The organism is Streptomyces sp. NPDC042100, assembly GCF_055582325.1.
Map to the genome: position 1 here is coordinate 72,514 of NZ_JBVJDK010000025.1, position 6,359 is coordinate 78,872.

A 6,359-nucleotide genomic window follows, 5' to 3' on the forward strand; every position below is an offset into this window, starting at 1 on the left:
CCATAGAACATGAACAAGAGTTCATGTTATGTTGCCGCCGCCGCGCAGCCCGGCGGCCGAACGTGTGCGATTCCGCAGCAGCGCGATAAGGCGATAAGGCAGGTGCCCGTGACTCCGAGCAGCCCCACCAGCCCCACCGGTCCCACCCGACTCCCCTCCCTCCCCGCCGACTTCGTCTGGGGGGCGTCCACCGCCGCGTACCAGATCGAGGGCGCGGCCGACGAGGACGGCAAGGGCGCGTCGATCTGGGACACCTTCGTGCGACGGCCCGGCGCCGTCCGCGACGGGCACACCGGCGCGACGGCCTGCGACCACTACCACCGCTTCGCGGAGGACGTGGAGTTGATGCGGCGGCTCGGCCTCGACGCGTACCGCTTCTCGGTCTCCTGGCCGCGTGTGCTGCCGGCCGGGTCCGGGAAGGTCGAGCCGCGCGGGCTCGACTTCTACGACCGGCTGGTCGACGCCCTGCTCGCCGCCGGGATCGAGCCCACCCCCACCCTCTTCCACTGGGACCTGCCGCAGGCCCTGGAGGACGAGGGCGGCTGGCTGAACCGGGACACCGCCGAGCACTTCGGCGCGTACGCGGGCGTCGTCGCCGAGCGGCTCGGGGACCGGGTGAAGCGGTGGATCACCCTCAACGAGCCCTTCGTGCACCTGTCGTTCGGCTACGCCTTCGGCGTGCACGCCCCGGGCCGCACCCTCATGCTGGACGCGCTGCCCGTCGCCCACCACCAGCTCCTCGGCCACGGCCTCGCGACCGCCGCCGTACGGGCCGCCGTCCCGGACGCGCGGGTCCTGATCGCCAACAACTGCACGCCGGTGCGGCTGCGCTCCGACGCCCGGGGCGAGCGGGACGCGGCGGCGGCCGAGGCGTACGACATCCTGCACAACCGCCTCTTCAACGACCCGCTGCTGCGCGGCGCCTACCCCGACCTCTCGGCGTACGGGATGCCGGACCCGGCCTGGGGCGGCGTCGTGCGCGACGGCGACCTCGCCACGATCGCGGCTCCGCTCGACGGCCTCGGCGTCAACTACTACAACCCCAGCTGGATCACCGCCCCCGCGGCCCCGGAGCTCGGCCTGCCCTTCGACCTGGCGGAGCCTGAAGAGGCGTACGAGCGGACCTCGTTCGGCTGGCCGGTCGTCCCCGAGGGCCTCACCGAGCTGCTCACGGGCCTCAAGGAGCGCTACGGGGACGCCCTGCCGCCGGTCTGGATCACCGAGAACGGCTGCTCACAGCCCGCCGGCACCGAGGATCCGGCGCGGATCGACTACCTCGCCGGACACCTCGCCGCCGTGGCGCGGGCCGTCGCGCGGGGCGTGGACGTGCGCGGCTACTTCACCTGGTCGCTGCTCGACAACTTCGAGTGGGCCGAGGGCTACCACCAGCGCTTCGGCCTGGTGGAGGTCGACTTCGCCACCGGACTCCGCACCCCCCGCGCGAGCTTCGAGTGGTACCGCGCGCTGATCGCCGCCCACCGCTCATGAGCGGGACCTCCGCCGCCCCGGCCTCCCCCTCCCCCACGGGCCCCGCGCCCGCCGCCACGCCGCTCGACGAGCCCACCGTCCCGGTCGGGCCCGGCTGGACCACCGGGCTCTCGCTGGCCACCCTCGCCGTCTTCATGGCCTTCATGACCCCCATCCAGATCCTGCTGCCGCTCCAGCTCGAACGGATCGCCCCGCAGGACAAGAGCACCGCCCTCTCGCTCGTCACCGGTCTCGGCGCCCTCGTCGCCGTCCTCGTCAACCCGCTCGCGGGCGCCTGGTCGGACCGCACCACCAGCCGGTTCGGGCGCCGCCGCCCCTGGATCCTCGGCGGCGCCCTCGCCGGGGCGGCCGGGCTGGCGTTCACCGCCGTCCAGCACACCGTCGCCGGGGTCGCCGTCGGCTGGTGCCTGGCGCAGGCGGGCCTGAACGCCATGCTCGCCGGGGTCACCACCCCGGTCGCCGACCGGGTGCCGCTCAGCCAGCGCGCCCAGGTCTCCGGCTGGACGGGCCTGATGCAGTCGATCGGCCTCGTCCTCGGCGCGCTGATCACCACCCTGCTCGTCACCGGCGTCGGCTCCGGCTACGTCACCCTCGCCGTGCTGACCGTCGTCCTCGCCCTGCCCTTCACGCTGCGCCACGGGGAGCCCGCGCTCCCCCGCGCGCTGCGCCCCGCCTTCGACGCGCGCGTCTTCGCGACGAGCTTCTGGGTGAGCCCCCGGCGGCACCCGGACTTCGGCTGGGCCTGGCTCAGCCGCTTCCTCATCAACCTGGGCAACGCGCTGGGCACCCTGTACCTCTTCTACTTCCTGGCCGACGCCGTGAAGTACGCCGATCCCGGCACCGGCGTGCTGATCCTCACCGGGGTCTACACGCTCAGCGCCGCCGCCACCGCGATCCCCGTCGGCCGGCTCTCCGACCGGGCCGGGCGCCGCCGGACCTTCGTCGTGGTGTGCTCGCTGGTCATGGCCGCCGCCGCGCTGCTGCTCGCCCTGCTGCACACCTGGCCCTCCGCACTGCTCGCCGCGGCGGTGCTGGGCGCCGGATACGGGATCTACCTCGCCGTCGACCAGGCGCTGGTGACCCAAGTGCTGCCGCGCGCCGCCGACCGGGCCAAGGACCTCGGGGTCATCAACATCGCCAACTCCGGCCCCCAGGTGCTCGCCCCCGCGCTCGCCGCGCCGGTCATCGCCCATCTCGGCGGCTACACCGGCCTGTACGCCGCCGCGGCCCTGGTCATCCTGCTCGGCGGGCTCCTCGTCACCCGCATCCGCGGCGTCGCCTGACCCGGCGGCCGGGCGGCGGCGGGCCGGGCCGGTCAGCCCGGTCCGCCACCCCAGTAGCGGGCCAGCGCGCCCTCCTTGTACGGGGCGGGGCTCACGCTCAGGTCGCCCGCGAAGGGCCGGTCGAGGACGAAGACCAGCAGCAGGCTGAAGCCGACGAGACCGGCGACGGCCCCGACGAAGAGGAGCTGGATGCGCAGCCGGCGCACCCCGTACAGGAAGGTGAGCGGGATGAGGACGAGCGCGCCGCCGAAGGCCAGCGCCTGGAGCAGCGGCGGGAGTTCCTGCTCCGCCATGTTCAGGCGCGCGCGGCGCTGGCCGGCCACGTCGTTGAGGCGCCCGACGGCCTCCTCGTAGAAGACCTCCTCGCGGGAGGTCTTCGGCTCGTACGCCTGGAGCGCGTCGAAGACGCCCTGGAGCTTCTCGGCGGTGACCCCGTAGCTGGGCTGCCCGGCGCGCATCCGGGGCCACTGGTCGTCCACGATCGCGTGGACGTAGCCGCTGAGCGCCGCGTCGACGTCGGCGCGGACGGGCGGCGGGAAGGCGGCGGCGTCCCGGGCGATGAGCGCGATGTCGGTGGCCTCGGTGGAGACGATCGTCTGGGTGGTGTCGAGCTGCGTCCAGAGGGCGACGATGACGAAGGCGAGGATGATCCCGTAGATCGCGCCGAACATGCCCAGGGTCACGCCCACCATGTCGTTGTGCTCGCCCCGGACGAGCGAGGGGTAGCGGCGGCGGGCCAGCACGCTGCCGACGACGGCGAGGAGGACCGTACCGCCGACCGTGACCACGGTGAGGGTGAGGGTGCTGAAATGATTGAGCAGCCAGAGCGACATGTGCGGGAAGTCTAGGGTTCAACATTCCTGGACCAGGCGCGAGAAGCCGCCATCTGGCCGCTTTCCACACCATCGAGTGAGAGGGTGCCGCAGTGCCGTCGTACACCATGGGGCAGGCCGGGAAGCTGCTCGGCGTCAGTTCGGAGACCGTGCGCCGCTGGGCGGACGGCGGCCGGCTCCGGGTGGCCAGGGACGGCGCGGGCGCCCGGGTCGTCGACGGCGCCGACCTGGCCCGCTTCGCCGTGGAGCGCGGGGCCGGGCTGCACGCGGTGCCGGAGGACTCCGTGCCGACCTCGGTGCGGAACGCCTTCGTGGGGATCGTGACGGCGGTACGGGTGGACGACGTGGCCGCGCAGGTCGAGGTGCAGTCCGGGCCGCACCGGCTGGTGTCGCTGGTGACCCGGGAGGCGGTGGAGGAGCTGGAGCTGGCCGTCGGGGTGACGGTCACCGCGCGGGTGAAGTCGACGAGCGTGCACGTCGACCTGCCCTGACCCGGCCCTCAGCGGCACAACAGGGCGGCGCGCAGGTCGAGTTTGTGGTCGAGCCGGGACAGGTCGCGGCCGGTGAGGGCCTCGACGCGTTCGATGCGGTAGTGGACCGTGTTCACGTGCAGGTGCAGGGCCTCGGCGGTCCTGGCCCAGGAGCAGTTGTGCGCGAGGAAGACCTCCAGGGTCTCCAGGAGGGTGGCGTGCGAGGCGCGGCCGGGGCCGAGGAGCGGGCCGAGGACGGTCGTACGGTAGACCTCCCGCACCTCGGCGGGGATGCCGGCCACCAGGGAGTCGAGGCCGCGCAGGTCGCCGAGGCCCGCCACCCGCTGCCGGGCGGGCGCGTCGGCTCGCGCCCCGGCGAGCGCGTAACGGGCCTGCGCGAGCGCGGAGTCGAGCCCCGCGGTGGCGGTCACGGGCTCGCTGATCCCGGCGTGCAGGGCGGTGCCGGGGCGGCAGGCGTGCACCAGCGGCCACACCTCGGCGAGCAGCGCGCGCAGCTCCGGTCCGGCGTCCTCGTCGTGGGCGAGGACGGCCATCGCCTCGCCGCCGGGGCGCTCGGCGACGGCGACGGCGACCCGGCCGGGCGGCAGGTGCCCGAGCGCCTCGGCGAGCGCGGCGGCGCCGTCGGCGGTCCCGTCGGCCGCCCCGGTCCCGTGGGCGGACCTGTCGGCGCCCCCTCTCCCCCGGGCTCCCCCGGGCTTGCCGGAGCGCGCCGCGGCCGCCGGCCTGCCGCGCTGGTCGAGGTGGGCCACGAGCACCGTGTACGCGCGGCCCTCGCCCACGCCGCAGGCGGTCAGGGCGGCCTGGACGCGCCCCGGGTCGGGGTGGGCGGCGCCCACCTCGGCCATCAGCTCCCGCGCGGCGGAGGCCCGCGCCGCGCGGCGGCGGTCCTCGCGGCGCCGGTGGCGGCCGAGGAGCTCGGCGATCTCGTGCAGGACCCGGGGCGGGACCTGGCCCTCCTCGGGCAGGTGCAGGTGCCAGGCGTCGAAGGCGGTGTCCTCGTCGGCCTCGACGCGGACCGTCGTCCCGCGCACCCCGCGCAGCAGCTCCGCCGCCCGGGGGGCCGGCAGCCCGGCCGCGCCCGCGGTCCGGGCGACCGTGCGGCCGCTGCCGGTGAGCAGATGGCAGTCGGGGGTGCCGAGGTGGGCGAAGGCCCGGTCGAGCAACTCGGCGACCGAGGCGCCGCGTTCGAGGGCGCGGTCGAGGTCGGCGCGGACGTTCTCGGGGAGCGCGTAGTGGTCGGTGGGGCGGCGGCTGAGCTCGCCCCACTGGCGCAGGTAGACGGCCTCGGTGACGGCCCGGAAGCTGGTGTGCGCGGGGACGGCGAGCAGCGCGAGGCGGTGCCGCCGGCAGGCATCGACGACCTCCCTCGGCACCCCGCCGTGGGTCTCCTCGCCGGCCAGCAGCGCCACCGCGCCCGCGCCGCTGAGCGCGGAGACGAAGCGGTCGGCCTTGGCCGGGTCGTCGGCCCGGTTCCACCACACCAGTCCGCTCAGCACGATCTCGCCGGCCTCCAGGAAGCGGGCCGGGTCCTCCAGGTCGGTGGCGGTCACGCCGCCGACCTCCTGGCCGAGCAGCGCCCGGTCCCCCCAGACCAGGGAGAGGCCGAGACGGTCGAGGCGGAGAAGATGGTCGACCTGCATACGGAACTCCTTGCCCCCTGGTGAATTGCGCACGCCTCCACCTCACATACGCAAGGTGAATACGAGACGTTCCATCGTAGATGCCATGTCAGGTCACGGAAACGCCTCTCGTTCGAACACACAGGGCGGGGCCGCCGGAGCTGGAGCTTCCCCGGGAGCCGGGCGGGGTTCTCGGTCGTTCCTCCAGGCTTCCTCTCATTCGCGATGGAGGGTCCTCCATGTTTGTTGCAGATGAGAGCCGGGCCGCCCTACGGTGTCGCACATGCAGTCCTGCCGGGAGGGGAAGTCGGCCGCACCTGACACCTGAGCCTCACGCAGTACTCCCGCACCTTCCCTGTCATGTTCAAGGAGTCGTACCGCCATGTCCTTCGCCCTGTCCCCGGCCGGACGCCGCACCGCCGCCGCCGCACTCACCGCCGCCCTGCTCGTCCCCCTCGCCGCCTGCTCCAGCGGCGACGACACCAAGAAGGACACCACCGGCGGCGCCACCCCCACCACCACCGCCGCCCCCAAGGCCCAGCTCACCGTACTCGCCGCCGCCTCCCTCACCGACGTCTTCAAGACCGCCGGCGCCGCCTACGAGAAGACCCACCCCGGCACCACCATCACCTTCTCCTTCGCCGG

The 6,359-nt window shown here is 74.4% G+C and carries 5 protein-coding genes and 1 pseudogene; 4 read left to right on the forward strand and 2 right to left on the reverse strand.

Going from position 1 to position 6,359, the window contains the following annotated elements; translation table 11 throughout:
* Window positions 1-102 precede the first annotated feature (102 nt).
* On the forward strand, window positions 103-1,488 hold the full coding sequence (locus tag ACZ6J5_RS34810; RefSeq protein WP_469397941.1) for a GH1 family beta-glucosidase: 1,386 nt from the start codon (window positions 103-105) through the stop codon (window positions 1,486-1,488).
* Window positions 1,485-2,771 carry an MFS transporter gene (locus ACZ6J5_RS34815; protein ID WP_469397942.1) on the forward strand — a complete coding sequence of 429 codons (1,287 nt, stop codon included), beginning with the start codon at window positions 1,485-1,487 and terminating at the stop codon, window positions 2,769-2,771. The genes ACZ6J5_RS34810 and ACZ6J5_RS34815 overlap by 4 nt, the downstream gene beginning before the upstream one ends.
* A 32-nt stretch (window positions 2,772-2,803) precedes the next feature.
* Here the strand turns inward: ACZ6J5_RS34815 and ACZ6J5_RS34820 are convergent, their stop codons facing one another.
* The gene (locus tag ACZ6J5_RS34820) at window positions 2,804-3,604 is read right to left on the reverse strand and encodes a bestrophin-like domain (protein ID WP_469397943.1); all 801 of its coding nucleotides are present in this window, start codon (window positions 3,602-3,604) and stop codon (window positions 2,804-2,806) included.
* Window positions 3,605-3,696: 92 nt separating this feature from the next.
* On the opposite strand from ACZ6J5_RS34820, the gene ACZ6J5_RS34825 reads away from it, so the two are divergent.
* The gene (locus ACZ6J5_RS34825; protein ID WP_469397944.1) at window positions 3,697-4,095 is read left to right on the forward strand and encodes a TOBE domain-containing protein; all 399 of its coding nucleotides are present in this window, start codon (window positions 3,697-3,699) and stop codon (window positions 4,093-4,095) included.
* Between the two features lie 8 nt (window positions 4,096-4,103).
* Here ACZ6J5_RS34825 and ACZ6J5_RS34830 read toward each other — a convergent pair whose 3' ends face one another.
* Window positions 4,104-5,735, reverse strand: a complete 1,632-nt coding sequence (locus ACZ6J5_RS34830; protein WP_469397945.1) for a PucR family transcriptional regulator — start codon at window positions 5,733-5,735, stop codon at window positions 4,104-4,106.
* 361 nt (window positions 5,736-6,096) lie between these two features.
* Here ACZ6J5_RS34830 and ACZ6J5_RS34835 point away from each other — a divergent pair.
* A pseudogene (locus ACZ6J5_RS34835) lies at window positions 6,097-6,359 on the forward strand (molybdate ABC transporter substrate-binding protein); the annotation flags it as partial.